Below are 24,749 nucleotides of genomic sequence, written 5' to 3'. Positions count from 1 at the left end.
CGCTCTCCCTTGAGCGCTCGGTGGATCTTGGGACGTGCGTGGGGTGCCGATCCTGTCACGGGGGTGCGACGGTGGCGGTGGTGAGGGTGACCGGGGCGCGGGGCGGTCGGGATTGTCAGTGGGCCGTGGCAGGATCGGGGGCGTGGCATCCAAGGCATCGAATACCCCGACCGAAGCGAACGACCCGACCGGCGACGCCGGGGGAGGCCGTCCCCGTCTGCTGTTGATGGACGGGCACTCCATGGCGTACCGGGCGTTCTTCGCGCTGCCCGCGGAGAACTTCACGACGTCGTCCGGTCAGACGACGAACGCGGTGTACGGCTTCGCGTCGATGCTGGCCAATACGCTGCGTGATGAGCGGCCTACGCATTTCGCGGTGGCGTTCGACGTGTCGCGCAAGACGTGGCGCTCGGAGGAGTTCCCGGAGTACAAGGCGACGCGTTCGGCGACCCCGGACGAGTTCAAGGGGCAGGTGACGCTGATCGGCGAGCTGCTGGACGCGATGAACGTCCGGCGTTTCGCCGTCGACGGCTTCGAGGCCGACGACGTCATCGCCACGCTGGCGACGGAGGCGGAGGCCGAGGGCTTCGAGGTCTCGATCGTCACGGGCGACCGGGATTCCTTCCAGCTGATCACCGACGCGGTCACGGTGCTGTACCCGACGAAGGGCGTGTCGGAGCTGACGCGTTTCACTCCGGAGAAGGTGCAGGAGAAGTACGGGCTGTCCCCGGCGCAGTATCCGGACTTCGCGGCGCTGCGCGGCGACCCGTCGGACAATCTGCCGGGCATCCCGGGTGTCGGTGAGAAGACGGCCGCGAAGTGGATCAACCAGTTCGGTTCGTTCGCGGAGCTCGTCGAGCGGGTCGACGAGGTCAAGGGCAAGGCCGGGCAGAATCTGCGTGACCACCTGGAGGCGGTCAAGCTCAACCGCCGGCTGACGGAGATGGTGCGGGACGTGCGGCTGTCCACGCATCCGGACGACCTGGAGCGCGCGGCCTACGACCGGGCGGCGCTGGTGGCGTTCCTGGAGGGGCTGGAGATCCGCAACCAGGGGCTGCGGGACCGGCTGCTGGCGGCCGACCCGGGTGGGGAGTCCGTCGAGGAGGCGGCTCCGGAGGCGGGCGCCGAGGTCGACGGCGTGGTGCTGGCCACGGGCGGGCTGGCGCCGTGGCTGGCCGAGCACGGTGCGGGTCCGCTGGGTGTGGCGATCGTGGATTCGTGGTCGCGGGGCAGCGGCCGGGTCGCGGAGATCGCGCTGGCGACGGGCGAGGGCCCGGCCGTGTGGTTCGACCCGGCGGAGCTGGACGAGGCCGACGAGCGGGCGTTCGCCGAGTGGTGCGCGGATCCGGAGCGGCCCAAGGTGATGCACGACGCGAAGGCCGCGATGCGGGTCTTCGCCGATCACGGCTGGTCGGTCGAGGGCGTGACGATGGACACGGCGCTGGCCGCGTACCTGGTCAAGCCGGGGCGCCGGTCGTTCGCGCTGGACGCGCTGTCGGTGGAGTACCTGGGGCGTGAGCTCGCCACGGCCGCGGCCGGTGACGGCCAGCTGGCGTTCGGCGCCGACGAGCAGGCCGAGGCGGACGCGCTGATGGGCCGCGCCCGTACGGTGCTGGACCTGGGCGGCGCGTTCGAGGGGCGGCTCGTGGAGGTGGGTGCCGCGAAGCTGCTGACCAATGTGGAGCTGCCGACGAGCGCCGTGCTGTCCGCCTGTGAGCGCGCGGGCATCGCCGCCGACCGGGGCTGGCTGGAGCGCATGGAGCAGCAGTTCGCCGCTGCCGTGCAGCAGGCGGTGGAGTCGGCGCATCTGGCGGCGGGCCGCGAGTTCAACCTGGGCTCGCCCAAGCAGCTCCAGGAGGTCCTCTTCGGCGAGCTGGGCCTGCCCAAGACGAAGAAGACCAAGACCGGTTACACCACGGACGCGGACGCGCTGGCCTGGCTCGCCGGGCAGACGGACAACGAGCTTCCGGTGATCATGCTGCGCCACCGTGAGCAGTCCAAGCTGCGGTCCACGGTCGAGGGCCTGATCAAGGCGATCGCCACCGACGGCCGGATCCACACCACGTTCAACCAGACCGTGGCGGCCACGGGCCGGCTGTCCTCCACCGATCCCAATCTCCAGAACATCCCGGTGCGGACGGACGAGGGCCGTGCCATCCGCCGGGGTTTCGTGGTCGGTGAGGGCTTCGAGTCGCTGATGACCGCCGACTACAGCCAGATCGAGCTGCGGGTGATGGCCCACCTCTCCGAGGACGAGGGCCTGATCGAGGCGTTCGCCTCGGGCGAGGACCTTCACACGACGGTCGCCTCCCAGGTGTTCGGCGTCGCCAAGAGCGAGGTCGACCCCGAGATGCGCCGCAAGATCAAGGCGATGTCGTACGGCCTGGCGTACGGGCTGTCGGCGTTCGGGCTCTCGCAGCAGCTGAACATCATGCCGGACGAGGCGCGTCGTCTGATGGACACGTTCTTCGAGCGCTTCGGCGGGGTGCGCGACTACCTCCAGCGCGTCGTGGAGGAGGCCCGGGCCACGGGCTACACGGAGACGATGCTGGGCCGTCGCCGTTACCTGCCGGATCTCAACAGCGACAACCGGCAGCGGCGTGAGATGGCCGAGCGGATGGCGTTGAACGCCCCGATCCAGGGCACGGCCGCCGACATCGTCAAGATCGCGATGCTGCGGGTGGCCGAGGCCCTGGCGGCGGAGAAGCTCGCCTCCCGGATGCTGCTCCAGGTGCACGACGAAATCGTGCTGGAGATCGCGCCGGGGGAGCGGGAGAAGGTCGAGGAGCTGGTCCGTCGCGAGATGGCCGGTGCCGTCGAGCTGCGCGCCCCGCTGGACGTGTCCGTGGGTGTCGGCGGGGACTGGGAGTCCGCCGCGCACTGACGCCCGCGCATCCGGTGCCGTACGGCCCGTCCCTGGACGATCGTTTCCGGACGATCGCTTCCGGGGGCGGGCCGTACGGCGTCGATCTCTTGCCGTACGGCGTCGATCTCTTCCGGAGTCGCCTTCCGGGTTCTCTTCCGGACGGGCTGTTCTCTTCCGCGCCCGGCGTTGCTACCGTGCCCCATCTCTGACGCCTCGTCAGGCCCAGGGGAATCCGCCGGGAGGCTCCGCATGCGCGCACTGGCCGCCGCGGCCATCGGACTGGCCGCCGCCCTCGCCGTCGTCCTCGCCGTCACGGCCCTCGGCCCGCCCGGGGGCGAGACCTCCCCCGAGCCCCTGCTCACCTCCGCCCCCGCCCGGCCCTAGCGGAGCGGCCCCGCCATGCGCCGATGGGCGAGCCTCGTACTGCTGGCACTCGCGGTCTTCTGCGCCGCGCTGTCCCCCCTGCTGCGCTGGTACGCCTTCCCCCGCCTCGCCAAGGTCCCGGCCGGCCAGTACCGGACCGCCGTCATGGAGGCCGAGAACGCCACCCTCATCGACTACGGCACCCTCAAGCCCCGCACCGTCCCCCGCCTCACCGTGGTCCAGACCCTCAAGGGCAACGTCGAGAAGGCCCGCGAGGTCCGCGACGAGACCGGCCGCGACGTCGTCGTCTGGGACACCCTCTCCTACGCGGCCGGCCCCGACGGCGCCATGGTCTCCATGATCCCCGAGCGGTACGTCTTCGACGCCCACAGCCAGGAGCCCGTCCACGCGGGCGGCGAACACGTCGACGGCACCCCGGTGCGCCGCGACGGCATCGAGTTCAAATGGCCGTTCCTCGTCGAGAAACGCGACTACCGCTACTTCGATCTGATGACCCGCACCTCCGCGCCCATCCACTACAAGGGCACCCGTACCTTCCACGGCCTGGACGTCTACTACTTCGAGCAGACGATCCCCTGGACCAAGGTCCCCCTGCCCAGGAAGCTGCCGCTCGGCATCAGCCCCGACACCGTCCGCCAGCTCGGCCTGGAACGCTGGTACACCACCCGGCGCATGTTCTGGGTCGACCCCGTCACCGGCGCCCCGGTCAACGGCGAGGAGATCCACCGCGAGGAGATGCGCTGGACCGGCGCTCCCGGCAAGGAACCGATCCCCGCCTTCTCCGGCCATGTGAAGATGCGCCCCGACCACGTCGACTCGACCGTCGCCCTCGTGGCCACGCAACGGCAGCTCGTACTCCTGCTCACCAGCTACCTCCCCTGGGGCCTCCTCGCCCTCGGAGGCGTCCTGCTCGCGCTCTCCCTCGCCCTCGAAGCCCGAGATCGTCGTGCGCCGGCGGCGCACCGGGCACACGATGGAGGGAAACCCGAACGGGTGACCCCGGAAGGGGTCGCCTGAGCAGAGGAGGCCCGCCGTGAAAGTGACCCCGGAGGACGCGTCCACCCCGTCCCGCCCCAGCCGGCTCTACACCGGCGGCGAGCGGCCCTTCGACCCCGAGGACCTCGTCATGGCCTCCGGCCACGACGTGACCCCCGAACGCGTCGAGGCGGCCAGGCGTCACATAGAGGAGAAGGGAGCCGCCGCCCTGGAGCGCTACCTCCCCTGACGGGCAGGGCCGGCGGACGGGACGAACGCAAGGAGTAGCAAGACGGGCGTGAGGAACGGGCAGGCCCCGGTCGTCGCGGCGCGCTAGCGCCTGGCGTTGGTGCGGCGCGTCGCGACGGCCGAGGCCGGGTCCTCCGGCCAGGGATGGCGCGGATACCGGCCGCGCAGCTCGGCCCGTACGGACCGGTAGCCGTCCCGCCAGAACGACGCCAGATCCGCGGTGACCGCCGCCGGACGCCCCGCCGGGGACAGCAGATGGACGAGCACGGGCACCCGTCCTCCCGCGACCCGGGGCGTCTCGTGCAGCCCGAAGAGCTCCTGGAGCTTGACCGCCAGTACGGGCTGCTCACCGCCGTAGTCCACCCGGATCCGTGAACCGCTCGGCACCTCGATGCGCTCCGGCGCCAGCTCGCCAAGCCGCACGGCGTCACCGCTCGCCCACGGCAGCAGCCGCTCCAGCGCCGCGCCCGCGTCCAGCCGCTCCAGATCCGTGCGCCTGCGGGCCCGGTCCAGCTCCACGCCCAGCCACTCGTCCGCCCGCGCCAGCAGCGCCTCGTCGGACACCTCCGGCCACGGCTCGCCCAGCTCACGGCGGAGGAACGCCAGCCGCTGCCGCAGCGCCGTCGCCTCCGCGCCCCACCGCAGCAGCCCCAGGCCCTCACGGCGCAGCCCCTCCAGCAGCGCCGCCCGCACCAGCCCCGGATCAGGCGCGCCCAGCACGCTCGCGGTCAGCTCCACCGCCCCCAGCCGGGCCACGCGCCGCGCCACGACATCGCGCCGCTCCTCCGACCAGCGCACCTCCTCGCCCTCGTCGTACAGCGCCCCCGCCGCCGCCCGCGCCGTCTCCTCGTCGATCACGGCCCCCAGCCGCACCCGCGCCGACGCGGCGGCGACGGGCCGGTCCGCCACGGCCACCGCGAGCCAGGGCGCGGTACGCAGCCGGGAACCCTCGCCCAGCTCGGCACCGGTGCCCGACACCATCAGGTACGAGGCCCCGCCACGCAGCCGCGCCACCCGTTCGGGGAACGCCAGGGCGGCGATCAGGCCGGCGACGGCGTCGTCGCTGTCCGCACGGGACACGGCCGCGGCGGGCTCCTCGGAGACGCTCCGCAGCGCACTTTCCAACCTGCGCGCCTCCACGCGCCAGCGGGCGCCGTAGGCGTCGTTCCCGCGCCGGGCGGAGCGCCACGCCGCCGCCAGATCGTCCCCGTACTCCCTCGGCGGTTCCTCGCTCAGCAGCGCCACGACCTCCGCCGCCCGGCGTGCGCCGACCTCTCGCGCGCCGTCCAGCAGGGCGCGCGCGAGCCGGGGGTGCACACCCAGGCGCGCCATGCGCCGGCCCCGGTCGGTTGGCCTCCCGTCGGCGTCCACCGCGCCCGTGGCCGCCAGCACCGACCGGGCGGCCGCCAGCGCACCGGCCGGCGGGGCGTCGAGCAGCGCGAGCCCGGTCGCGTCGGGATCGCCCCAGCAGGCGGCCTGAAGGGCGAACGCCGTCAGGTCCGCCACCGTGATCTCCGCCGCCGGGAACGCGGTCAGCCGCGTCTCGTCCGCCTCCGTCCAACAGCGGTACGCCGTCCCCGGGGCCTCACGCCCCGCACGGCCCGCCCGCTGCCGCCCGGACGCCCGGGACGCCCGTACGGTCGTCAGCGCGCTCAGCCCCCGGGCGTGGTCCATGCGCGGCTCCCGGGCCAGCCCGGCGTCCACCACGACCCGTACGCCCGGCACGGTCAGGCTCGACTCGGCCACCGAGGTCGCCAGCACCACGCGCCGCGCACCGGTGCCACCGGCCAGCACCGCGTCCTGCACGGCGGCCGGGGCCCGCCCGTGCACCTGGAGCACCTCCGCCCCGCCGGGGCCCGCGCCGAGGAGCCCGGCCACCCGGCCGATCTCGCCCACACCGGGCAGGAAGCACAGCACGTCGCCCTCCCGCTCGCGCAGCGCCCGCCGCACCACGGCGGCCACGTGCTCCAGCAGCGCGGGATCCACGCGCATGCCGTGCGGCGGCCGTATCGCGCGCTCCGGCGGCGCCCACACCACCTCCACGGGGTGCGACACCCCCCGCGCCTCCACCACCGGCGCGCCGCCCAGCAGCCGGGCCCAGCCCTCGGCGTCCGTCGTCGCCGACGCGGCCACCAGACGCAGCTCCGGGCGCAGCGCGGCCCGGACGTCCAGGAGGAAGGCGGCCGCCGTGTCGGCGTCCAGATGCCGCTCGTGGCACTCGTCGAGCACCACGACGTCGACTCCGGCGAGCTCCGGGTCGCGCTGGAGACGCTGGAGCAGGACACCGGTGGTGACGACCTCCACCACGGTCGAGGGCCCGGCCCTGCGCTCGCCGCGCACGGTGAAGCCGACCCGGCCGCCGGCCTCCTCGCCCAGCAGCCACGCCATGCGCCGCGCGGCGGCGCGCGCGGCGATACGGCGGGGCTCGGCGACCAGGACGCGGCGTACCGGCCCGGAACCCGTCAGGCCCGCCAGCGCCAGCGGTACGAGCGTCGTCTTGCCGGTACCGGGCGGCGCGCACAGCACGGCCGCCCCGTGCCCGTCCAGCGCGCGGACGAGCGCGGGAAGGGCGGTGCGTACGGGCAACTGGGCGAGAGCGTCGGTGCGGATCACGTGCCTAAGTCTCGCCCAGGCCCGGACACACCCCGTATCGGATGCGCCCCGTAAGGGGCGCGGGGAACTGCGCGATCAGCCATCGGCGGCCCGCGGTCGACAAACCGCCGTCTCGGGAACCCGCCGTCCCCGGAAGCCACCCGCAGGGTCAGTCGCGCTCGCACACGAAGATCGCCGTCCCCGGAATCAGATGCCCCCGCAGCGGGGACCAGCCGCCCCACTCCTGCTGGTTCCACGCGGGCCACTCCGGCTCGACCAGGTCGACCAGTCGGAAGCCCGCCGCCACCACGTCGCGCACCCGGTCGCCGATCGTGCGGTGGTGCTCCACATAGACCGCCCGTCCCGTCTCGTCCTGCTCCACGTACGGCGTGCGGTCGAAGTACGACGCGGCCACGGACAGCCCCTCGGGCCCGGGCTCGTCCGGGAACGCCCAGCGGATGGGGTGGGTCACGGAGAACACCCAGCGGCCGCCGGGCCGCAGCACCCGCCGCACCTCGCGCATCAGCCGCACCGGGTCGGCGACGAAGGGAATCGCCCCGTAGGCCGAGCAGGCCAGGTCGAAGGAGCCGTCCGCGAAGGGCAGGGCGCAGGCGTCGGCCTCCACGAGGGGGAAGTCCGCGCCGATCCGCAGGGCGTGCTGGAGCTGCCGGTGGGACAGGTCGAGGGCCACGGGGCGGGCGCCCCGCCCGGCCAGCCAGCGCGAGCACTGGGCCGCGCCGGCGCCGATCTCCAGGACGTCCAGGCCCCCCAGCGACTCCGCCGGGCCCAGCAGGGCGGCCTCCGCCTCGTCGAGGCCCTCCGGCCCCCAGACGAAGCGGTCGTCGCCGAGGAAGCCGCCGTGCTCGTTCTGGTACTCGTCCGCGTTGCGGTCCCACCAGCCACGACTGGCCCGGCTGCTCTCGGTCTCGCCGCTCTCACGGCGGGTGGCCTCGGGCTCGTATTCTTGGGTCATCTGATCATCCCGGCGGTCGCGCTCGATCTTTGCAGGTTCTCGCCCGAGCATGACGGCACGGAGCCCTCCGGGCGGTCCCGGGGGTGGCGTGCGGGGGTGCTTCGGGGCCCTCGTGGCCTCGCACGACCCGAGTTGTGCCGGAATTGCCGCGATTCGTCCCGGGTGTGCGCCTTCGCGCATTGACCGTGTCCGGCTGCCCCCGTATGCTACAAGTTGCGCCGCGGGCCTGCGCGCCTCAGACGTAGCAGGCCGCGCTCGCACTTGTTGTATGTCCCCTCGGTTGTCGAGGCGCTCCCGGTTCCGCCGGGTCAGAAGCTCTTTACGGAGAGTGCGCCTCCAAGGCTGTCCGGCTTCGGCAGTGCGATACGGGCTCTCGGCGTAGCAGTACCTACGACTTCAATGTCCGTACCGGAGCCCTTTCCCACATGACGAGCAGCACCGAGACCACCGCCACCACCCCGCAGGTTGCGGTCAACGACATCGGTAACGAGGAAGCCTTCCTCGCCGCGATCGACGAGACGATCAAGTACTTCAACGACGGCGACATCGTCGACGGCGTCATCGTGAAGGTCGACCGGGACGAGGTCCTGCTCGACATCGGTTACAAGACCGAGGGTGTCATCCCCTCCCGCGAGCTCTCGATCAAGCACGACGTCGACCCGAACGAGGTCGTCAAGGTCGGCGACGAGATCGAGGCCCTTGTTCTCCAGAAGGAGGACAAGGAAGGTCGCCTGATCCTCTCGAAGAAGCGCGCCCAGTACGAGCGTGCCTGGGGCACCATCGAGAAGATCAAGGAAGAGGACGGCATCGTCACCGGTACCGTCATCGAGGTCGTCAAGGGTGGTCTCATCCTCGACATCGGCCTCCGTGGCTTCCTGCCGGCCTCCCTGGTCGAGATGCGTCGTGTCCGCGACCTCCAGCCCTACGTGGGCAAGGAGCTCGAGGCCAAGATCATCGAGCTGGACAAGAACCGCAACAACGTGGTCCTGTCCCGCCGCGCCTGGCTGGAGCAGACCCAGAGCGAGGTCCGCCAGACCTTCCTCACCACCCTCCAGAAGGGTCAGGTGCGCTCCGGCGTCGTCTCCTCCATCGTCAACTTCGGTGCCTTCGTGGACCTGGGCGGCGTCGACGGTCTCGTCCACGTCTCCGAGCTGTCCTGGAAGCACATCGACCACCCGTCCGAGGTCGTCGAGGTCGGCCAGGAGGTCACGGTCGAGGTCCTGGACGTCGACATGGACCGCGAGCGCGTCTCCCTGTCGCTCAAGGCCACCCAGGAAGACCCGTGGCAGCAGTTCGCCCGGACCCACCAGATCGGTCAGGTCGTCCCGGGTAAGGTCACCAAGCTCGTTCCGTTCGGTGCGTTCGTGCGCGTCGACGAGGGCATCGAGGGCCTGGTCCACATCTCCGAGCTGGCCGAGCGCCACGTGGAGATCCCGGAGCAGGTCGTCCAGGTCAACGACGAGATCTTCGTCAAGGTCATCGACATCGACCTCGAGCGTCGTCGCATCAGCCTCTCGCTGAAGCAGGCCAACGAGTCCTTCGGTGCCGACCCGTCCGTGGTCGAGTTCGACCCGACCCTGTACGGCATGGCCGCGTCCTACGACGACCAGGGCAACTACATCTACCCCGAGGGCTTCGACCCCGAGGCCAACGACTGGCTGCCGGGCTACGAGAAGCAGCGCGAGGAGTGGGAGCGCCAGTACGCCGAGGCGCAGCAGCGCTTCGAGCAGCACCAGGCGCAGGTCATCAAGTCCCGCGAGGCGGACGCCGAGGCTGCCGCCGCCGGTGACCAGGACGCCGCGCAGGCCGCTCCGGCCGGTGGCTCGTACTCCTCGGAGTCGGCCGACACCTCCGGCGCCCTGGCGTCGGACGAGGCTCTCGCCGCCCTGCGCGAGAAGCTCGCCGGCGGCCAGAGCTGAGGCTCTGACCGACAGCGCAGCTGAATAGCTGACCGACGTAAGGCCCGCTCTCCTTGGAGAGCGGGCCTTACGCGCGTTTGCCCGCCCTCGGTCCTTTGGGCCGGGGCGGGAATGGTCACGGCCCTCAAGAGCGTTCTCTCCCAAGGAACATGAGGAGGAACGGTCACCGTGATGGATCCGCAGGGTTTGTACGAATGGGAGCCCAAGGGGCTCGCCGTGGCCGACCTGGCTCTGGCCCAGGACACGGCCGGACTGGTCATGCTCTACCACTTCGAGGGCTATATCGACGCCGGTGAGACGGGCGAGCTGATCGTCAAGCGGCTGCTGGGCGACCTGCCGCACCAGGTCGTGGCCCGCTTCGACCACGACCGGCTCATCGACTACCGCGCGCGGCGCCCGCTGCTGACGTTCCAGCGCGACCGCTGGACCGAGTACGAGACGCCGAAGCTGGAGCTGTACCTGGTGCAGGACGCCACGGGCGCCCCGTTCCTCCTGCTCACCGGCCCCGAGCCGGACGTGGAGTGGGAGCGCTTCGCCGCCGCCGTACGCCTGCTCGTGGAGCGGCTCCGCGTACGGCTGGCCGTCAACTTCCACGGCATCCCCATGGGCGTCCCCCACACCCGGCCCGTCGGCATCACCCCTCACGGCAACCGCACGGACCTGATGCCCGGTCACCGCAGCTACTTCGACGAGGCCCAGGTGCCCGGCAGCGCCGAGTCGTTCGTCGAGTACCGCCTCGCCGAGGCCGGCCACGACGTCCTGGGCGTCGCCGCCCACGTCCCCCACTACGTCGCCCGCTCGCCCTACCCCGACGCGGCGCTGACGGCCCTGGAGGCGGTCACCGCCGCCACGGGGCTGGTCCTGCCCGACGCCGCGCACGCTCTGCGCACCGCGGCGCACCGCACCCAGGAGGAGATCGAGCGCCAGCTCGGCGAGGGCGACGAGGAGCTGATCGCGCTCGTCCGGGGCCTTGAGCACCAGTACGACGCGGTGGCCGGGGCCGAGACCCGGGGCAACCTCGTCGCCGAGCCCGTCGAACTGCCCTCCGCCGATGAACTGGGCGCCGAATTCGAGCGTTTCCTCGCCGACCGGGAGGGTGACGGAGGCCGCTGACACCCGGCCCGATAGCGTGGGGCCCATGCTGAAGGTGGGCCTCACGGGCGGGATCGGCGCGGGCAAGAGCGAGGTGTCGCGGCTCCTCGCGTCGTACGGAGCGGTCGTCGTCGACTCGGACCGCATCGCGAGGGAAGTGGTGGAGCCGGGCACGCCCGGACTCGCGGCGGTGGTCGCCGAGTTCGGCCCCGGCGTCCTCACCGCCGAGGGCACCCTCGACCGGCCCGCGCTGGGCGCCGTCGTCTTCGCCGACAAGGACCGGCTCGCCGCCCTCAACGCCATCGTGCACCCCCTGGTCCGCGCCCGCTCGGCCGAGCTGGAGGCCGCCGCCGGCCCGGACGCCGTCGTCGTCCACGACGTCCCCCTCCTCGCCGAGAACGGGCTCGCCCCTCTCTACGACCTGGTGGTGGTCATCGACGCCGGCACCGACACCCGGCTGGAGCGGCTCGTCCGGCTGCGGGGCATGACCCCCGACGAGGCCCGCGCCCGGATGGCCGCCCAGGCCACACGGGAGGAGCGCCTGGCCGTGGCGGACCTCGTCATCGACAACGACGGCCCGCTGGAGGCGCTGGAGCCCCAGGTCAGGGCCGTCTGGGAGCAGCTGCGCGAGCGGGCGGCGAAGCGGTCCGGCTGAGCCGTTCATCAGATCGGGTGAGACGGGGTGAGCACCGCCGACGGGCGGCGGCGCCTCGTCCGGCTCTCGGCGAGCCCTTCGTACGGGCCCTCCGCGTTCGTACGCCGCTGACGCGAGCGGTCGTCGGGCCGCCGCACCGCGTCATCACTTCCCCTCCGCGTCGCTAGCGTGTCGCCCCGAACGGCGTCACAGCGCGGCTGCTCCGAAGGGGAACGACGACCATGGCCATGCCGGAACTGCTCGGCGCGAGTCCCTTCGCGCCCACACCCCGGCCGAGGATCAAGACCCGCCTCGGCGGGGTCTGTCTCGTCGTGGCCGGACTGCTGCTCATGGAGTTCACCGCCACGTCCGCGGTGAAGGCCTTCGGCTTCGCGGACCACCAGGGGACCATGACCATCGGTCACTGCCAAACCACGCACCGGGGCAGTGGCCATGAAGGCACCAGCTGCGACGGGGTGTTCCGCCCCGCGGACGGCGGCGCGGTGCTGACGGACGCCGAGATCGACGGCGCGTACGTCCCCGGGGAACGGGTGAAGGTGTACCGGGAATGGGGCTCCTATTCCCTCATCAGCCCGCGCGCCTTCTGGGAGTGGCTGATCCTTCTCTTCATGGCGCTTCCGGTCATGGCCCACGGCGTCATGCTCGTCGTCGCCGGATTCCACCCCAGGACCATCGGGCAGTTCAAGGCGGTCCGGGAAATGCTGCGCAGGGCCGAGGTGGCGGAACACGTCCGATGGCTGCGCAGGGTGGGAGGCATGGGCATGCTGGCGTGCTTCCTGCTGGCATGCGTGTCGCCGTGACGTGCGCTCACATTGACCGGATTCACATCGACGGAGAAAGGGCTGCTGTGTCCGGGCGACTTCAGGTGGAGACGGGACGGCTGGAGGCATTCTCCCGGCAGGTGGGCAGGGGCGCGCAGGACGCCTCGGAAATGGCCTCCTACACCAAGGGATTCACCTCGCTCGACTTCATGGAACACGGACTGCTGGGATTGCTCGCGGGACAGCACACCGACGTGCGGGACACCGTGCTGCGCACCCTCGACCGGCTGACCGCCGTACTCGGGGAGTCGGCGCGGGAACTGGGCGCCGCGGCCTCGTACTACCGGCGCACCGACCTCGCGGTCGCCGCCGAGACGGACGCGGCCTACGGCCGGGACACGGCCCACGGCCGGGCGGGGCGCTGACCCGGTCATGGACTTCGCCGACGTGGCCGAGCCGACCCGGCACCTCACCCCGCCCCGGAAGCCCGCGGAGTTCGTCCATCCGCTGAAACCCGTCAACGACGTCGGGGACTTCCTCAGCCCGGCCGGATGGTTCCTGAAACTGGCCGAGCTGATGGTGCCGGGCGACCCGATGGAATACGCGAAGCACGCCCTCGCCGGGGACTGGGAGGCGTATGCCCGGTGCGCCGACGTCTGGCGGAACCTGGGGCATTCCTGCGACGCCCTCGCCAGGAACCTCGGGTCCGGCACCGGGGCCGTCCGCGTGAGCTGGCAGGGCAACGCGGCCGACGCCGCGCACGGCTACTTCGAGGCCCTGCGCAAGAACCTGGAGGACGCGCGGGACGCCCTGTACGCGATCGACGACGAATACCGGGAGATCGCCCGGTCGGTGGCGTACACGGGCGAGGCCGTCGCCGCGTGCCTCGGCGCGATGCTGGACGCGCTCATCACCCTGTCCATCGCCATCGCGGCCTCCGCCGCCTCCGGATGGACCGGATGGGGCGCCGCGATGGGATACGCGCTCGGCGCCGCCGAGGCGGAGACCGTCCTCAAGGAATGGACCGCGATGACCAATCTCCTCAACGCGGCGCAAGTGGCCATGAACGTCGGCTGCGCGGCGATCGGGCGCACGGGCGGCGAGATCGCGGCCTCCCTCGGCGCCTTTCCGTTGCCGCGTACGGGGTACGACCACCCGGCGGTCTGACGCCGGGAGAGAAGGAGCGGCGGCGGAATGCCGGAGCACCACGTCGGATTCGAGGAATTCGTGACTCCCGGCCGCGACCGGGCCCGGGCCCGCGTCGTCCACGAGGCGCTTCGGCACCTCGCCGGCGGCAGCGGCGGTGAGGTCCTGCGGGAGATGGCCCAGGAGGTCCTCTCCGGCCGGATGCGCCTCCATGAGGCGGTACGGGTCGGCGCGTACTCCGACGCGCTCACCGAGAGCGTGGAGACCGCCCGGGAGGCCTGGGAGCGCCTCTCGCCGGAGCAGCGGGAGGAGCGGACGGCCGAGGCCCGCCGCTTCCTGGCGGCCCGCGCCGAGCCGCCGGCCGCACAGGGCTAGGAAGCCGTACAGGGCCAGGGAGCCGCACAGGGCCAGGAAATAGGGCTAGGAATTCCTTCCGGGGTGGTTTGGAGGCTTGACGGGCTCATACGGTGGGACGTCCCGGCCCGGCTGGTAGTGCGGCCCCTGCCGGATGTGCCGGACGATCACGACCAGGTCGACCACGGTCACGAGCATCACCACCCCGCACGCGATCGCCCACCCCGGCCGCCCCGCCAGCGCGAAGAGCGCCGTCCCGGCGGCCGTCCACACCAGCCCGAAGGACGCCAGCCCGCACCGCAGCCGCAGCGGGCTGCGCGCCGTCATGGGTTCGTTGCCCGTACGCATGGCGCACCATCTCCCGCTTCCAGCATCCCTCGGCAGCGGCGGTCCGGAGCGGCGGGGCGCGGAACGGCGAGGTCCGGAACGGCGGGGTTCAGAGCGGCGTGGCTTAGAACAGCGGCTCCGGAAGGACCCCTTCCAGCGACAGCAGGACCCGCTTGGCCTCCAGGCCGGGGCCGAAGCCGCCCAGGCCGCCGTCGCTCCCGATGACGCGGTGGCAGGGCACCACGATGGGCAGCGGATTGCTTCCCATGGCCACGCCGACCGCGCGGGCCGCGCCGGGGTCGCCCAGGCGGGTGGCGAGGTCCTGGTAGGCGACGACCGTGCCGTAGGGGACGTGGGCGAGGAGCTCGCGCAGGGTGCGGCGGTTGAAGCCGGAGGTGAGGGACCAGTCCAGGGGCACGGAGAAGACGCGGAGGCGGCCCGCGAAGTAGGCCCGGAGCTGCTCCGCGGCCTCGGTGAGGACGTCGTGGCAGGCGGAGGGCGCCGCCATGGGGGCGGCGCCCAGGTGCCGTTCCAGGTGGGGCAGGGTCCGTTCGATCGTGCCGGCGTCGGCGTGGAAGACGACGCTCAGCAGGCCGTCCGGGGTCGCGGCGAGGCCCAGGGGACCGACGGGCGAGTCGGTCGTCGACCACGCCCAGGCCCGGGGGCCGGGCGGCAGGGGGCGCTCGGAGTCCGTCACGCCCTCCAGCGTAGAGCGTGGCCGGGCGCCCCCTGCCGGGGCCCCGGGGCTCAGACGGCGTCGTCGAGGGGCGCGTCCTCGTCGGCGGGGGCGCCGGCCGGGTCCGGGCCGGGCCGGGCGTCGTCGTTCAGGAGGGACGGGTCGTCCCCGTCGTCGTCCAGGGCGGCGGCGATGACGTGGGGGGCGTTGCTGATGATGCCGTCCACGCCCATCCGGGCGAGGTCCACCGCCTTCTCCTCGTCGTCGACGGTCCACGCGCAGACCTCGAGCCGCCGCCCGTGCGGGCCGTTGAGGGCATGGGCGGCGGTGACCCAGTCGGCGGTGATCCGCGTGTGGTCCGGGTTGATCTGGTCGGCGAATTCGGCGTACGAGCGGAGGTCGGCCGCCTTCGGGGCGCCCAGGAAGCCCTTCTTGAGGTCGGGGCGGAGCTTGTGCAGCGTCTTCAGGGACGGCGCGCTGAAGCTCTGGACGACCAGCCCCTCGTCGATGTGCGGCCGGTCCAGCCAGCCGGAGCGGCGCAGCTCGGCCACGATCTGCCGCTCGATCCCCGGGTAGAGCTCCGGGGCCTTCACCTCCAGCAGCAGCTTCTGGTGGTTGTGGTCGACCCGGCGCAGATAGCGGTCGAGCGTGGGCACCCGTTCGCCGGTGAAACGGCTGTCGTACCAGCTGCCGGCGTCCAGCTTCTCGATCTCGTCGAGCGTGAAGTCCGCGACCTTCCAGGGGGCGCGTGCGGGGTAGCGCCGCTTGGCGTCCGTGGTGCGCTCCAAGGTGGTGTCGTGCATGACGATCAGGGCGCCGTCCTTGGTGCGCTGGACATCGTTCTCCACCCAGACGGTGCCCAGCCGGGCCGCTCTGTCGATCGAGGCCAGGGTGTTCTCCGGCGCCTCGGCGGGCACCCCGCGGTGTCCGATGACGACGGGCGCGGCCGGGCCCTCGGCGGCGGCGCGCACGGTCGCCGCGGCGACCCCGGGGGCGGGCACGGAGGCGAGCGTCGAGAGGGACAGACCGGCGAGCACACCGGTCACGGCGGGGGCGATGCGGATGCGCATGGGGGCTCCTCGCGGCGTCCGGGGCCGGGACGCCCGTCGCGCCGCCGGCCCTCGCGTACGGAACGTCGTACCTGTGCACGGAACGTCGTACCTGCTGCACGGAAAGTGGTACAGCAAACGTGTACGTGATCGCGAGCGCCGGGGCAGCCGGAGCCGGAGACCCTTTGCCGACATTTCGCCCGGCGTTCGCCTCGTGACCGGTGGGAGAACGGGGCGGGGGACGGGAGACGAGGCCGTTGTCAGTGGTGGGCCGTACGGTGGTCTCATGCGGCCCGTATCCAAGATCGAACGCAAGGTGGCGCCCTTCGAGGTCGTCAGCCCCTTCCAGCCCAGCGGCGACCAGCCGACGGCCATCGCGGAGCTGGAGCGCCGCATTCGCGCGGGGGAGAAGGACGTCGTCCTCCTCGGCGCGACCGGCACCGGCAAGTCGGCCACCACCGCGTGGATGATCGAGAAGCTGCAGCGGCCCACCCTCGTCATGGCGCCCAACAAGACCCTCGCGGCCCAGCTCGCCAACGAGTTCCGCGAGTTGCTGCCCAACAACGCCGTCGAATACTTCGTGTCGTACTACGACTACTACCAGCCCGAGGCCTACGTCCCGCAGTCGGACACCTACATCGAGAAGGACTCCTCGATCAACGAGGAGGTCGAGCGGCTGCGCCACTCCGCCACGAACTCGCTGCTCACCCGGCGTGACGTGATCGTCGTGGCATCGGTCTCCTGCATCTACGGCCTGGGTACGCCGCAGGAGTACGTGGACCGCATGGTGCCGCTGAAGGTCGGCGAGGAGATCGACCGCGACACGCTGCTGCGCCGCTTCGTCGAGATCCAGTACACGCGCAACGACCTGGCCTTCACCCGGGGCACCTTCCGGGTGCGCGGCGACACCATCGAGATCTTCCCGGTCTACGAGGAACTGGCCGTCCGCATCGAGATGTTCGGCGACGAGATCGAGGCGCTCTCCACGCTCCACCCGCTCACCGGCGAGGTCATCTCCGACGACCAGGAGCTCTACGTCTTCCCCGCCAGCCACTACGTCGCCGGCGCGGAGCGGATGGAGAAGGCCATCGCGGGCATCGAGCGCGAGCTGGAGGAGCGCCTCGCCCAGCTGGAGAAGCAGGGCAAGCTCCTGGAGGCCCAGCGGCTGCGCATGCGCACCACCTACGACATCGAGATGATGCGCCAGGTCGGATCCTGCTCGGGCATCGAGAACTACTCGCTGCACATGGACGACCGCGAGCCCGGCTCCCCGCCCAACACCCTCCTCGACTACTTCCCCGAGGACTTCCTCCTCGTCATCGACGAGTCGCACGTCACCGTCCCGCAGATCGGCGCGATGTACGAGGGCGACGCGTCCCGCAAGCGCACGCTCGTCGAGCACGGTTTCCGCCTGCCGTCCGCCATGGACAACCGCCCGCTGAAGTGGGAGGAGTTCACCGAGCGCATCGGCCAGACCGTCTACCTCTCCGCGACGCCCGGCCCCTACGAGCTCTCGCGCGGCGACGGCTTCGTCGAGCAGATCATCCGTCCCACCGGTCTCGTCGACCCCGAGGTCGTCGTCAAGCCGACCGAGGGCCAGATCGACGACCTGGTCCACGAGATCCGCACCCGCACCGAGCGCGACGAGCGCGTCCTCGTGACCACCCTCACCAAGAAGATGGCCGAGGACCTCACCGACTACTTCCTGGAGCTCGGCATCCAGGTGCGCTACCTCCACAGCGACGTCGACACGCTGCGCCGGGTCGAGCTGCTGCGCGAGCTGCGCGCCGGCGAGTTCGACGTCCTGGTCGGCATCAACCTGCTGCGCGAGGGCCTCGACCTGCCCGAGGTGTCGCTGGTGGCCATCCTCGACGCCGACAAGGAGGGATTCCTGCGCTCCGGGACGTCCCTGATCCAGACCATCGGCCGCGCGGCGCGCAATGTCTCCGGACAGGTCCATATGTACGCCGACAAGATCACTCCCGCGATGGAGAAGGCCATCGACGAGACCAACCGCCGTCGCGAGAAGCAGATCGCCTACAACAAGGAGCGGGGCATCGACCCCCAGCCGCTCCGCAAGAAGATCGGCGACATCGTGGCCTCCCTCGCCCGCGAGGAGCTCGACACCGAGGAGCTGCTGGGCACGGGCTACCGCAAGCCCGGCAAGGACCAGGCGAAGGCCCCCGTCCCGACGGCTCCGGCCGGCAAGGGGAAGGCCGCCAAGGGCAAGGGCAAGGCGAAGGCCGCGGAAGCGGTGCTCACGGACCGCCCCGCCGCGGAACTGGCCCAGCTCATCGAGGACATGACCGACCGTATGCGCGCCGCCGCGGCGGAGCTCCAGTTCGAGGTCGCCGCACGGCTGCGTGACGAGGTGGGCGAGCTGAAGAAGGAGCTGCGGCAGATGCGCGAGGCGGGGCTGGCCTGACGAGCGGCGCGACAGCATATCCCAGGCTGTCCGACCTGGTACGGAGCATGTTGCAAGACCGCCACAAACCCCTCCCGGACGCGTACGCGACCGTCGCGTGTGCATAGGGTCGTATGTGAAGACGGCCGCACGAAACACGTGCGGCCCCGGGGGCACAGCCAACGAGAGAGGGACTGCGCGTGACGGTCAACTTGTCCAAGGGCCAGGGCATCAGCCTTCAGAAGGCCGACGGGGGCACCCTGACCGCGGTGCGGATGGGGCTGGGCTGGCAGGCGGCCCCCCGCCGCGGGCTGTTCGGGACGCGGACGAAGGAGATCGACCTCGACGCGTCGGCGGTGCTCTTCGCCGACAAGCAGCCGGTCGACGTGGCCTTCTTCCAGCAGCTCGTCAGCAAGGACGGCTCGGTGCGCCACACCGGCGACAACCTGGTCGGCGGCGCCGGTCAGGGCGGTGACGACGAGTCGATCCTCGTCGACCTCCAGCGCGTCCCGGTGCACATCAATCAGATCGTGTTCACGGTGAACTCGTTCACCGGCCAGACCTTCGCCGAGGTCCGCAACGCCTTCTGCCGCCTGGTCGACGAGACCACCGGCCAGGAGCTGGCCCGCTACACCCTGGACGGCGGCGGCCCGTACACCGCGCAGATCATGGCCAAGGTGCACCGCGTGGGCGACGGCTGGCAGATGACGGCCATCGGCACCCCGGCCAACGGCCGGACGTTCCAGGACCTGCTGGCGGAGATCCAGGCGGTTCTGTAACCGCCCTCGCGGACGAGGGCGGCACGACACGACGAGCACGACATGGCGCGACATAGGGGGAAGCGGCGATGACGGCCGAGCTGGTGCGGGGGCAGAACCACCCACTGCCCGGTACTCGACTGGAGATCCGGGTCTCGGCGGGCCACCCGGTGGTGGCGGGTGCGACGCTGGGCGACGCGGACGGCAGGGTGACCGACGCCCAGTGGGTCGCGCACCCCGCCTCGCCGAGGCTCCCCGGGCTGGAGGTGTCCGGACAGGCCGCCGCGGAACACCGGATGGCGGTCGACCTGGACGCCGTCCCGGAGGCCGCCCACCGGCTCACCGTGGTGCTCGCCCTCCCGTCCGTGACGTCGGCCCCGGCGCGCTTCGGCGCCATCGCGGCCCCGTTCCTCGCCGTGACGGGCACGGACGGCACCGAGATCGCCAGCTATACGGTCACCGGGCTGGACGCCGAGTCGGCGGTCGTCGCCCTTGAGCTCTACCGCCGGCAGGGCGCCTGGAAGGTGCGCGCGGTCGGCCAGGGGTACGCGGGAGGCCTGGCCGCGATGCTCCACGACCAGGGCCTGCCCGGGGCGGCCGAGCTGGCCGCCGGCATCGACGAGGCGGTAGCCCGGGGCATGGCCCGCGCGGTCGCGGCACCGCCTGTCCGTAGCGAGCCGGCTCGCGTCGAGCAGGCCCGCGTCGAGTCGGCACCAGCCGAGCCCGCTCACATCGAGCCCGCTCACATCGAGCCCGCTCACGTCGAGCCGGCCTGCGCCGAAACTGCGCCCGGCGACGGCGCGCCCCCGGCGGCCGACGTGCCGGAGCGGGGTGACGCGGCCGCGACCGGGACCGGCGCCGCGCGCGGCCGGGACGAGGGCGGGTCCGCCGCTGTACCGGCCCTGGCCGCGCCCGAGTCCGCCGCCACGCAGGACCGGGCCGCGGTACGGGCCCAGGCGGCCCCGCCCTCCGCCGGCCCCATCAGCTACCGGCACCCGCGCCGCCAGAGCGGGCCGCAGGCCCCGGCGGCGGGCCCGGAGCCGTCCTCGACGCCGTCCTCGGCGCCGCGCGAGCCGGCACTGGCGTCGGCGTCCCCGGCCACGGACCGGCACCCTGACCGCGCCCCGGCCGACGAGCCCGGAACGCCTGGCACTGGAACGTCCGGGCCCGGAACGTCCGGGACGGGAACGCCGGGGCCCGTCGCGGGCGACGCCACCGGCTGGTCCATGGACGAGCGGCTCTACAACCAGGTCTGGGGCATGTTCGAGGACCTGACCCGGACGGTCGCCGCCTACCGCAGCGCGGTCGACTTCGCGGAGTCCCGTCTGGAGCAGGAGCTGGACCGGGTCCTCTCCGATCCCGCCACCCGCGTCGGCCCGGCGGCGGACACGGCCCGCGAGGAGGCCCGCGCCCGCCACGCCGAGCTGGTCGACCGGGCGCGGTCCGTGCTCGACCGGGACCTCGCCCAGCTCGTCGCGGAGGCCGAGGTCGTCGAGCACGCCCTGCCGCCCGCCTACGCCCGCTGGGACAGCCCCGTCTGGCAGGGCTACCAGGTGCCGCTGTCGGCCCCGATGGCGCTGCGGCTGGGTGATCTGCACCTGCCGGAGCGCCCCGGCCTGCGCATTCCCATGCTGGTGCGGCTGCCGCTGGAGCGCGGCCTGTGGATCGACGCGGGCCGGTCCGGCGGCCGGGACGCGGGCCTGCCGGACTCGGCCGAGCTGCGCAGGCTGGCCATGGACTGCGCGGTCGCGCACGCCGTGCGGCTGCTGGCCGTCCACCCCGTGGGGGACTACACGCTCCACGTCATCGACCCGGCCGGAGCGGCGGGCCCGGCCCTGGCTCCGCTGTTGGAGAGCGGGGCGCTGAAGGAGCCGCCTTCCACCGGTGCGCGCGGGGTGTCGGACGTGCTGGCACGCCTGACCCGCAGGGTCGACCTGGTGCAGATGGCGGTGCGCAACCGCGCCCTGGACTCGCTGCCCCCGGACCTCGACACGGGCGAGCAGCTGCTGATCGTCAACGACTTCCCGCACGGTTTCGACGACCGTGCCGTCACCCAGCTGCGCTATCTGGCGGACGAGGGGCCGTCCGTGGGCGTCCATCTGCTGATGGTGGCCGACCGGGACGACGCGCGGGCCTACGGGCCCGTGCTGGACCCGTTGTGGCGCTCGCTGCTGAGGATCACGCCGGTGCCGGACGACCACCTCGCCGACCCGTGGGTCGGGCACGCCTGGACGTACGAGCCGTCGCGGGTGCCCGCGGGGAGCGATGTCGTCGGGCAGGTGCTGCGGCAGGTCGGCCAGGCGCGGCGCGCGTACGGCATCTGACTGGCAACCAACCCACACCGACCTGCTGTTTTGGGATTCTCTTTACTATTCCTTGGCTCTTCCTGTACTGTTCTGAGGACTTGCCGTACGCCCGTACGACGTGCCGGAGGAACAGTGGACGTCTCCTTGACCCTGTGGGTGCTGACCATCCTCGGTCTGTGCGCCCTCGTCGCCGCCGACTTCTTCATCGGAGGCCGCAAGCCTCATGAGGTCTCCCTCAAGGAGGCCGGGGTCTGGACGGCGGTCTGGGTGGTCCTGGCGGGGCTCTTCGGGCTGGGGCTCCTCGTCTTCGGGGGCGGGCAGCCCGCCGGTGAGTTCTTCGCGGGCTTCATCACCGAGAAGTCGCTGAGCGTCGACAATCTCTTCGTCTTCGTCCTGATCATGGCGAAGTTCTCGGTGCCGTCGATCTACCAGCAGCGAGTGCTCATGGTCGGCGTGCTCATAGCCCTGGTGCTGCGGGCCGCCTTCATCGGTGCCGGCGCCGCGATCATCGCCAACTTCTCCTGGATCTTCTATCTCTTCGGGGCCTTCCTGGTCTGGACGGCCTGGAAGCTGATCCAGGAGGCGCGGGCCGACGAGGAGGAGGAAGAGTTCGAGGAGAACCGCTTCCTGAAGCTGGTCGAGCGCCGCTTCCCCTCCACCGACCGTTACCACGGCACCAAGCTGTTCATCGTGGAGAACGGCAAGCGGCTGATGACCCCGATGCTGATCGTCATGCTGGCGATCGGTACGACGGACGTGCTCTTCGCCCTCGACTCCATACCGGCGATCTTCGGCCTCACCCAGGACCCGTACATCGTCTTCACCGCCAACGCCTTCGCGCTCATGGGTCTGCGACAGCTGTACTTCCTGATAGGCGGGCTGCTGAAGAAGCTGGTCCACCTCTCCTACGGCCTGTCGGTCATCCTCGGCTTCATCGGCGTCAAGCTGGTTCTGCACGCCCTGCACGAGAGCGGCGTCGCGGTCCCCGAGATCAGCATCCCGGTCTCGCTCGGCGTCATCTGTGCCGTGCTGATCGTCACCACGATCACCAGCCTGCGCGCCTCGGCCGGGCAGGCGCGGGCCGAGGCTCTGGAGGCCCGCTCCCCGGAGGGGGAGCGGGAACAGGACAGCCGGAGCGCCCGCGTCTGACGGAATTCAGGCCGGGGCGGGGTCGGTGGCCGGACGGGAGGCGAGCGCGGCGGGGTGGGTCTCGGGCAGCAGCAGGAAGCAGCCCAGGCTCAGCAGGGCGATGCCGGTGAGATAGGCGGCGACACCCCAGGGCGGCCCGCCCGACCCGGCCGTCGCGGTCGCCACCAGCGGGGTGACGGCACCGCCGAGCACGCCGGCGAGGTTGTAGCCGACGGAGGCCCCGGTGCAGCGCACCCTGGCCTCGTAGAGCTCGGGCACATACGCGCCGACCACGCCGAAGGCGGTGATGAAGGCCAGCATCGCGACGACGAAGCCCAGCAGCATCAGCAGGGGGCGCCCGGTGCGCAGCAGGCCCATGAGGGGGAACATCCACAGGGCCACGGCGGTGCAGCCGGTCAGGCACAGGGTGCGGCGGCCGAAGCGGTCGCCGAGGAGGGCGACGACGGGGGTGGCCGCGCCGGAGACGGCGACCGCCACCATGACGCAGCCGAGCATGAGGGTGCGGTCGACGCCGAGGTGCTCGGTGCCGTAGGCGAGGGACCAGGTGGTGACCGTGTAGAAGACGGAATAGCCGATGGAGAGCCCGCCGGCGGTGAGCAGGACGAGCCGCCAGTGGCCGCGGACGACCTCGGTGAAGGGGAGCGTCGCGCGGTTCTTGTTCTCGGTGAGCGCCCGGAAGTCCGGGGTCTCGGCCAGCTGGGTGCGCAGCAGCAGGCCGGCCGCGGCCAGGACGCCCGCCGCCCAGAACGGCACGCGCCAGCCCCAGGACAGGAACTGGTCGTCGGGGAGGGTCGCCGAGAGGGTCAGGGTGATGCCGTTGGCCAGCAGGAATCCCACGGACGGGCCGGTCTGGGGAAAGCTCGACCACAGCACCCGGCGATGGGCGGGGGCGTGTTCGGTGGTGAGCAGTACGGCGCCGCCCCATTCGCCGCCGACTCCCAGACCCTGGAGGAAGCGCAGTACGAGCAGCAGCAGCGGGGCGGCGACGCCGATCCGCTGGTAGGTGGGGACGAAGCCGACGGCGACGGTGGCGATGCCCGTCAGCAGCAGCGAGAAGACGAGTACGGGGCGGCGGCCCAGCCGGTCGCCGATGTGCCCGAAGAACACCGAGCCCAGCGGGCGGGCGATGAAGCCGACGCCGAAGGTGCCGAACGCGGCGAGGGTGCCGACGAGGGGGGAGACGGTGGGGAAGAACAGCGGGCCCAGGACGAGGGCGGCCGCGGTGCCGTAGGCGAAGAAGTCGTAGAACTCGATGGCGGTCCCGACCATGGACGCCGCCGCGAGGCGGAGCATGGCCGGAGGTCGGTCGCGATTCATGTACTGCCCAACTTCCCCCTGGAGCGGGGGAAACGGGGCGTACGGGGGCGTTGCCGGGGGCGCGCCGGAAGAACGCCGTCCGCCCGGTGTGCGGACGGCGCGCTACCGTCGGTGGCGGCCTCGGCCGCCGGGCCTCACCAGCCGCGCTCGCGCCACTCCGCGAGGTGCGGGCGCTCGGCGCCGAGGGTGGTGTCGTTGCCGTGGCCCGGGTAGACCCAGGTCTCGTCCGGGAGTTCGCCGAAGATCTTGGTCTCGACGTCGTGGAGGAGGCTGGCGAAGGCCTTGGGGTCGTCGTGGGTGTTGCCCACGCCGCCGGGGAAGAGGCAGTCGCCGGTGAACACATGGGCGTGGCCGTGCGGGTCGTCGTAGACCAGCGCGATGCTGCCCGGGGTGTGGCCGACCAGGTGGCGGGCCGTCAGCTCCACCCGTCCGACGCGGATGACGTCGCCGTCGTCGACGAGCACGTCCGTCGGCACCGGGATGCCCTCGGCGTCCTCGCGGCCGGCGTAGGTGCGGGCGCCGGTGGCGTCCACGACCTCGCGCAGCGCGCCCCAGTGGTCGCCGTGCTGATGGGTGGTCACCACCGAGGCGATGCCGCCGTCGCCGATCAGGGTGAGCAGGGTGTGGGGCTCGGCCGCGGCGTCGATCAGCAGCTGCTCGTCCGTCGCGCGGCAGCGCAGCAGATAAGCGTTGTTGTTCATCGGGCCGACCGCGACCTTGGAGATCATCAGATCGGCCAACTCGTGTACGTCCGCAGGTCCGCCGACCTCTACCGCTCCGCTGTACATCATGGTCGA

At 72.0% G+C, this 24,749-nt stretch carries 22 protein-coding genes; 15 read left to right on the top strand and 7 right to left on the bottom strand.

The window, feature by feature from the left end:
• Window positions 1–226: 226 nt before the first annotated feature.
• The 4 genes from polA to ACFYZR_RS00710 all read left to right on the top strand — a co-directional run bounded on the left by polA (window position 227) and on the right by ACFYZR_RS00710 (window position 4,475).
• On the top strand, window positions 227–2,884 hold the full coding sequence (polA, locus tag ACFYZR_RS00725) for a DNA polymerase I (RefSeq protein ID WP_391904316.1): 2,658 nt from the start codon (window positions 227–229) through the stop codon (window positions 2,882–2,884).
• A gap of 231 nt (window positions 2,885–3,115) precedes the next feature.
• On the top strand, window positions 3,116–3,250 hold the full coding sequence (locus tag ACFYZR_RS00720) for an SPW_0924 family protein (RefSeq protein WP_391902904.1): 135 nt from the start codon (window positions 3,116–3,118) through the stop codon (window positions 3,248–3,250).
• A 15-nt stretch (window positions 3,251–3,265) separates the two neighbouring features.
• The gene (locus ACFYZR_RS00715; protein WP_391902901.1) at window positions 3,266–4,267 is read left to right on the top strand and encodes a DUF3068 domain-containing protein; all 1,002 of its coding nucleotides are present in this window, start codon (window positions 3,266–3,268) and stop codon (window positions 4,265–4,267) included.
• Between the two features lie 16 nt (window positions 4,268–4,283).
• A complete protein-coding gene (locus ACFYZR_RS00710; RefSeq protein WP_391902898.1) occupies window positions 4,284–4,475 on the top strand; it encodes a hypothetical protein in 192 nt (63 codons plus the stop codon).
• 83 nt (window positions 4,476–4,558) lie between these two features.
• Here ACFYZR_RS00710 and hrpB read toward each other — a convergent pair whose 3' ends face one another.
• Together hrpB and ACFYZR_RS00700 are read right to left on the bottom strand one after the other, a co-directional pair.
• Entirely contained in the window at window positions 4,559–7,087 is a 2,529-nt protein-coding gene (hrpB, locus tag ACFYZR_RS00705; protein ID WP_391902896.1) for an ATP-dependent helicase HrpB, read from the bottom strand.
• A gap of 148 nt (window positions 7,088–7,235) precedes the next feature.
• Complete coding sequence (locus ACFYZR_RS00700; RefSeq protein ID WP_391902893.1) at window positions 7,236–8,039, bottom strand: class I SAM-dependent methyltransferase; 804 nt, start codon at window positions 8,037–8,039, stop codon at window positions 7,236–7,238.
• A 425-nt stretch (window positions 8,040–8,464) separates the two neighbouring features.
• Between ACFYZR_RS00700 and rpsA the strand changes: the two genes are divergently transcribed.
• From rpsA to ACFYZR_RS00665, 7 genes are all read left to right on the top strand, one after another.
• Complete coding sequence (rpsA, locus tag ACFYZR_RS00695) at window positions 8,465–9,958, top strand: 30S ribosomal protein S1 (protein WP_126913649.1); 1,494 nt, start codon at window positions 8,465–8,467, stop codon at window positions 9,956–9,958.
• A 168-nt stretch (window positions 9,959–10,126) separates the two neighbouring features.
• A complete protein-coding gene (locus ACFYZR_RS00690; RefSeq protein ID WP_311613273.1) occupies window positions 10,127–11,071 on the top strand; it encodes a PAC2 family protein in 945 nt (314 codons plus the stop codon).
• Window positions 11,072–11,096: 25 nt separating this feature from the next.
• On the top strand, window positions 11,097–11,705 hold the full coding sequence (coaE, locus tag ACFYZR_RS00685; RefSeq protein ID WP_391902889.1) for a dephospho-CoA kinase: 609 nt from the start codon (window positions 11,097–11,099) through the stop codon (window positions 11,703–11,705).
• Between the two features lie 221 nt (window positions 11,706–11,926).
• Complete coding sequence (locus ACFYZR_RS00680) at window positions 11,927–12,505, top strand: hypothetical protein (protein WP_391902887.1); 579 nt, start codon at window positions 11,927–11,929, stop codon at window positions 12,503–12,505.
• 47 nt (window positions 12,506–12,552) lie between these two features.
• Window positions 12,553–12,891 carry a type VII secretion target gene (locus ACFYZR_RS00675; RefSeq protein ID WP_391902884.1) on the top strand — a complete coding sequence of 113 codons (339 nt, stop codon included), beginning with the start codon at window positions 12,553–12,555 and terminating at the stop codon, window positions 12,889–12,891.
• 7 nt (window positions 12,892–12,898) lie between these two features.
• Window positions 12,899–13,633, top strand: coding sequence for a WXG100 family type VII secretion target (locus ACFYZR_RS00670; RefSeq protein ID WP_391902881.1), 735 nt, complete (start codon window positions 12,899–12,901; stop codon window positions 13,631–13,633).
• A 27-nt stretch (window positions 13,634–13,660) separates the two neighbouring features.
• Window positions 13,661–13,987: a hypothetical protein gene (locus tag ACFYZR_RS00665; protein WP_391902879.1), complete on the top strand. Its 327-nt coding sequence runs from the start codon at window positions 13,661–13,663 to the stop codon at window positions 13,985–13,987.
• A gap of 45 nt (window positions 13,988–14,032) precedes the next feature.
• Here the strand turns inward: ACFYZR_RS00665 and ACFYZR_RS00660 are convergent, their stop codons facing one another.
• The 3 genes from ACFYZR_RS00660 to ACFYZR_RS00650 all read right to left on the bottom strand — a co-directional run bounded on the left by ACFYZR_RS00660 (window position 14,033) and on the right by ACFYZR_RS00650 (window position 16,039).
• Window positions 14,033–14,314, bottom strand: coding sequence for a DUF6343 family protein (locus tag ACFYZR_RS00660; RefSeq protein ID WP_391902876.1), 282 nt, complete (start codon window positions 14,312–14,314; stop codon window positions 14,033–14,035).
• 103 nt (window positions 14,315–14,417) lie between these two features.
• Entirely contained in the window at window positions 14,418–14,969 is a 552-nt protein-coding gene (locus ACFYZR_RS00655) for a methylated-DNA--[protein]-cysteine S-methyltransferase (protein ID WP_391904314.1), read from the bottom strand.
• A gap of 71 nt (window positions 14,970–15,040) precedes the next feature.
• On the bottom strand, window positions 15,041–16,039 hold the full coding sequence (locus tag ACFYZR_RS00650; RefSeq protein ID WP_391902873.1) for a glycerophosphodiester phosphodiesterase: 999 nt from the start codon (window positions 16,037–16,039) through the stop codon (window positions 15,041–15,043).
• 265 nt (window positions 16,040–16,304) lie between these two features.
• Here ACFYZR_RS00650 and uvrB point away from each other — a divergent pair, with 265 nt between their 5' ends.
• From uvrB to ACFYZR_RS00630, 4 genes are all read left to right on the top strand, one after another.
• Window positions 16,305–18,443 carry an excinuclease ABC subunit UvrB gene (gene uvrB, locus ACFYZR_RS00645; protein ID WP_391902870.1) on the top strand — a complete coding sequence of 713 codons (2,139 nt, stop codon included), beginning with the start codon at window positions 16,305–16,307 and terminating at the stop codon, window positions 18,441–18,443.
• Window positions 18,444–18,622: 179 nt separating this feature from the next.
• Window positions 18,623–19,201 (top strand): TerD family protein, encoded by a 579-nt coding sequence (locus ACFYZR_RS00640; RefSeq protein ID WP_391902867.1) that lies wholly within the window; start codon window positions 18,623–18,625, stop codon window positions 19,199–19,201.
• Between the two features lie 68 nt (window positions 19,202–19,269).
• Window positions 19,270–21,504, top strand: coding sequence for a TerD family protein (locus tag ACFYZR_RS00635; protein ID WP_391902865.1), 2,235 nt, complete (start codon window positions 19,270–19,272; stop codon window positions 21,502–21,504).
• 114 nt (window positions 21,505–21,618) lie between these two features.
• Window positions 21,619–22,635 carry a TerC family protein gene (locus ACFYZR_RS00630; RefSeq protein WP_391902862.1) on the top strand — a complete coding sequence of 339 codons (1,017 nt, stop codon included), beginning with the start codon at window positions 21,619–21,621 and terminating at the stop codon, window positions 22,633–22,635.
• 6 nt (window positions 22,636–22,641) lie between these two features.
• Here ACFYZR_RS00630 and ACFYZR_RS00625 read toward each other — a convergent pair whose 3' ends face one another.
• Both ACFYZR_RS00625 and ACFYZR_RS00620 read right to left on the bottom strand, forming a co-directional pair.
• A complete protein-coding gene (locus tag ACFYZR_RS00625) occupies window positions 22,642–23,928 on the bottom strand; it encodes an MFS transporter (protein WP_391904310.1) in 1,287 nt (428 codons plus the stop codon).
• Window positions 23,929–24,086: 158 nt separating this feature from the next.
• Window positions 24,087–24,743 carry an MBL fold metallo-hydrolase gene (locus ACFYZR_RS00620; protein ID WP_391902859.1) on the bottom strand — a complete coding sequence of 219 codons (657 nt, stop codon included), beginning with the start codon at window positions 24,741–24,743 and terminating at the stop codon, window positions 24,087–24,089.
• Window positions 24,744–24,749 lie beyond the last annotated feature (6 nt).

It is taken from the genome of Streptomyces sp. NPDC001678, assembly GCF_042892945.1.
GTDB lineage: Bacteria > Actinomycetota > Actinomycetes > Streptomycetales > Streptomycetaceae > Streptomyces.
This window is presented reverse-complemented; position numbering and strand designations above follow the sequence as displayed.